Origin of the sequence: Parvibaculum sp. (assembly GCF_035511255.1) — a bacterium.
Taxonomy (GTDB): Bacteria; Pseudomonadota; Alphaproteobacteria; order Parvibaculales; family Parvibaculaceae; genus Parvibaculum.
Map to the genome: position 1 here is coordinate 1 of NZ_DATKFR010000316.1, position 3,120 is coordinate 3,120.

Annotated in this window: 4 protein-coding genes and 1 pseudogene; 4 read left to right on the forward strand and 1 reads right to left on the reverse strand. The window is 63.5% G+C overall.

Translation table 11 applies throughout. From position 1 onward, the window contains the following. A partial coding sequence (locus VMR03_RS12475) for a GFA family protein (protein WP_325405680.1) occupies window positions 1-192 on the reverse strand: 192 nt, incomplete at its 3' end. Window positions 193-313: 121 nt separating this feature from the next. On the opposite strand from VMR03_RS12475, the gene VMR03_RS12480 reads away from it, so the two are divergent. From VMR03_RS12480 to VMR03_RS12495, 4 genes and pseudogenes are all read left to right on the forward strand, one after another. Further along, complete coding sequence (locus tag VMR03_RS12480) at window positions 314-1,060, forward strand: SDR family oxidoreductase (RefSeq protein ID WP_325405682.1); 747 nt, start codon at window positions 314-316, stop codon at window positions 1,058-1,060. Next, window positions 1,060-1,668, forward strand: coding sequence for a 2-hydroxychromene-2-carboxylate isomerase (locus tag VMR03_RS12485; RefSeq protein WP_325405683.1), 609 nt, complete (start codon window positions 1,060-1,062; stop codon window positions 1,666-1,668). The genes VMR03_RS12480 and VMR03_RS12485 overlap by 1 nt, the downstream gene beginning before the upstream one ends. A 175-nt stretch (window positions 1,669-1,843) precedes the next feature. Next, window positions 1,844-2,890, forward strand: a complete 1,047-nt coding sequence (gtdA, locus tag VMR03_RS12490) for a gentisate 1,2-dioxygenase (protein WP_325405685.1) — start codon at window positions 1,844-1,846, stop codon at window positions 2,888-2,890. Window positions 2,891-2,920: 30 nt separating this feature from the next. Beyond that, window positions 2,921-3,120: pseudogene (locus VMR03_RS12495) on the forward strand (alpha/beta hydrolase); the annotation flags it as partial.

The following is a 3,120-nucleotide window of genomic DNA, read 5'->3' on the forward strand; positions in this document are numbered from 1 at the left end:
GATCACCGGCTCCCCCTTTGTGATCGCGAAGCCATCCTTCGGCAGAAGGATGCTGAGCGAGAAAGCACTGGAGGTCATTCGCTGGCAGCCCGTGCAATGGCACGCCATGGTGATGACGGGCGGCGCGCTGATCTTCACGCGTACCTGTCCGCAGCGGCATCCACCCTCCCAGGGCAGGTTCCATTCGCTCATCGCCGATTCTCCCTGCATTTTGCACCGCCAATCTAGACCTCGCCGATGCGTCGAGGCCATCGGGTTGACAAAGTTCCGTTTTGGAACTTACATCGGGCGACAATCAAGGCGAGGAACGCTCATGCCCATCCAACGGAATGCGACGGCGGCCATCGTCGGCGCCGGCGACTATATCGGCGGCGCGATCGCGAAGAAGTTTGCCGCCGAGGGCTATACGGTTTTTGCCGGGCGGCGCACGGCGGACAAGCTCGCGCCGCTCAAGGCCGAGATCGAAGCAGCAGGCGGCATCTGTTTCGCGCGTGGCCTCGACGCACGCAAGGAAGACGATGTGGCGGCCTTCATGGCGGAAGCCGATGCACAAGCGCCGCTCGAGCTCACGATCTTCAATGTAGGCGCCAACGTCAACTTTCCAATCCTCGACACGACGGAGCGCGTCTTCCGCAAAGTCTGGGAGATGGCCTGCTATTCGGGCTTCCTCGCCGGACGCGAGGCGGCGCGTCACATGGTGCCGCGCGGGCAGGGCTCGATCTTCTTCACCGGCGCGACGGCGAGCCTGCGCGGCGGCACCGGCTATGCAGCCTTTGCCTCGGCGAAATTCGGCTTGCGCGCGGTGGCGCAGAGCATGGCGCGGGAGCTGGGACCGAAGAACATCCATGTCGCGCATCTCATCATCGATGCGGGCGTCGACACCGCCTTCGTGCGCGATCGCATCAAGGCGGCACGCGGCGAGGAAGCCCTGCAGAATCTGCAACCCGATCAGCTGATGAACCCGGCCTCGATCGCCGATACCTATTGGATGCTGCACAACCAGGCGCGCGACGCCTGGACGCACGAACTGGACATCCGTCCATATGGGGAGACATGGTGATGGCGAGGGTGGAACATCATTTCGATTTCGGCAGTCCGAATTCCTATATGGCCTGGAAGGTCATTCCGGAGATCGAGGCGAGGACCGGCGTTACGTTCGAGAACGTGCCGGTGCTGCTCGGCGGCATCTTCAAGCTCACCGGCAATCAGCCGCCGATGATCGCCTTCGGCAATATCAGGAACAAGCCGCAATACGAGAACCTCGAGATGCAGCGCTTCATCAAGAGGCACAGTCTGACGAAGTTCAAGTTCAATACGCATTTCCCGGTCAACACCGTGCAGATCATGCGCGGCGCCGTGGCGGCGAAAATGGACGGTGTGCTGCCGAAATACATGGACATCGTCTTCCGCGCCATGTGGGAGGATTCGCTGAAGATGGACGACGCGGAGGTGATCCGGGCGGCCCTCGATGCCGGCGGCCTTGACGGCGCGCGCATTCTCTCCCGCATTCAGGAGCAGGATGTGAAGGACAAGCTGCTCGCCGACACGACGGCCTCGGTCGAACGCGGCAGCTTCGGCGCGCCGACCTTTTATGTCGACGACGAGATATTCTTCGGCAAGGACCGTCTCAGGGACGTCGAGGAAGAGATCGTCCGGACGAAGGGCTGAGAGGTACGGCGACCTCGTCCATTCCCACCCCTCACCCTCATGCGGAGGGTTGGCGAGGGCATAGCCCGAGCCTTACCCGGAGCAGGGTGAGGGGAGGGGGATTTCGACCTCGCGAAAGATGTCAAACGCCCGGCTCGCGGTATATCCTCCGTCATAAAGACATCGGGAGGTGGGCATGTCGTTGACGGAAGAGCGCGCGAGGGCACAGGGCCTTTTCTACGAGAAGGTCGCGGGCGAGAATCTGGCGCCGCTCTGGCGTCATCCGGAAATGAACATGATGAAGGAGCCGCGCCCGCGCGCGCTTCCGCATCTCTGGCGCTACGACACCATCCGCTCGACCATGATGGAAGCGGGCCGTGTCGTTTCCGCGACGGAAGCCGAGCGCCGCGTGCTGCTGCTGGTCAATCCGGGGCTCGGCGGCGTCAAGGCGCCGGTCGGTACGCTGGCGGGCGGCGTGCAGATGGTGATGCCGGGCGAGGTCGCGCCGGCGCATCGGCATACGCCGACAGCGATCCGCTTCGTGCTCGAAAGCAAGGGCGGAGCCTTCACCGCCGTCGATGGCGAGCGCGCACGGATGGAGGAGGGCGATTTCATCGTCACGCCGTCCGGGCTCTGGCATGATCACTCGAATGACGGCGATCAGCCGATCCTCTGGCTCGACGGCGTCGACGTGCCGATGGCACGCTTCTTCGATGCGGTCTTCGCCGACAACTATCCGAAAGCCCATCATCCGCTTCACCGCGACGAAGGCGATGCGCTGGCGCGCTACGGCAACGGGCTTCTGCCGGCCGACTGGAAGCCGAAGGGGCTTCATTCGCCGCTTTTCCGCTATCCCTATGAGCGCGCGCGCGCGGCGCTGGCGCGGCTTGCTAAATCGGATACGCCCGATCCTCACAACGGCCACAAGCTCGCCTATGTGAATCCGGCGACGGGCGATCACGCCGTGCCGACCATGGCCGCATTTCTGACATTGCTGCCGCAGGGCTTCCGTGGCTCACCTTATCGCTCGACCGAAAGCGCGGTCTATGTCGTCGCGGAAGGGCGAGGCCGCTCGGTCATCGGCGAGACCGTGATCGAATGGGGCCCGCGCGACATCTTCGTCGTGCCGAACTGGACCTTCGCCCGCCACGAGCCGGAGAGCGAGGCCGTGCTCTTCAATTATTCCGACCGCGCCGCGCAGCAGAAACTTGGTTTTTTCCGCGAGGAGCGGGGCGCAATCTGAGAACGTCGAAATCATCACAGGGAGGACAACATGAAAGACCAGGAGATTGTTGCTATCCGCGAGTTTCTCGCCTCGATGCCCGAACCCGCCGACACGGCGGAGCTGCGCCAGACCTATGACAATCTCGGGACCGTCTTTCCGACGGCCACGGACGTGACGCTTGAAAGCGTGACGGCAAACGGTGTGCCGGCCGAATGGGCTTCGACGCCCGGCGCCGCGCGCGATCGCGT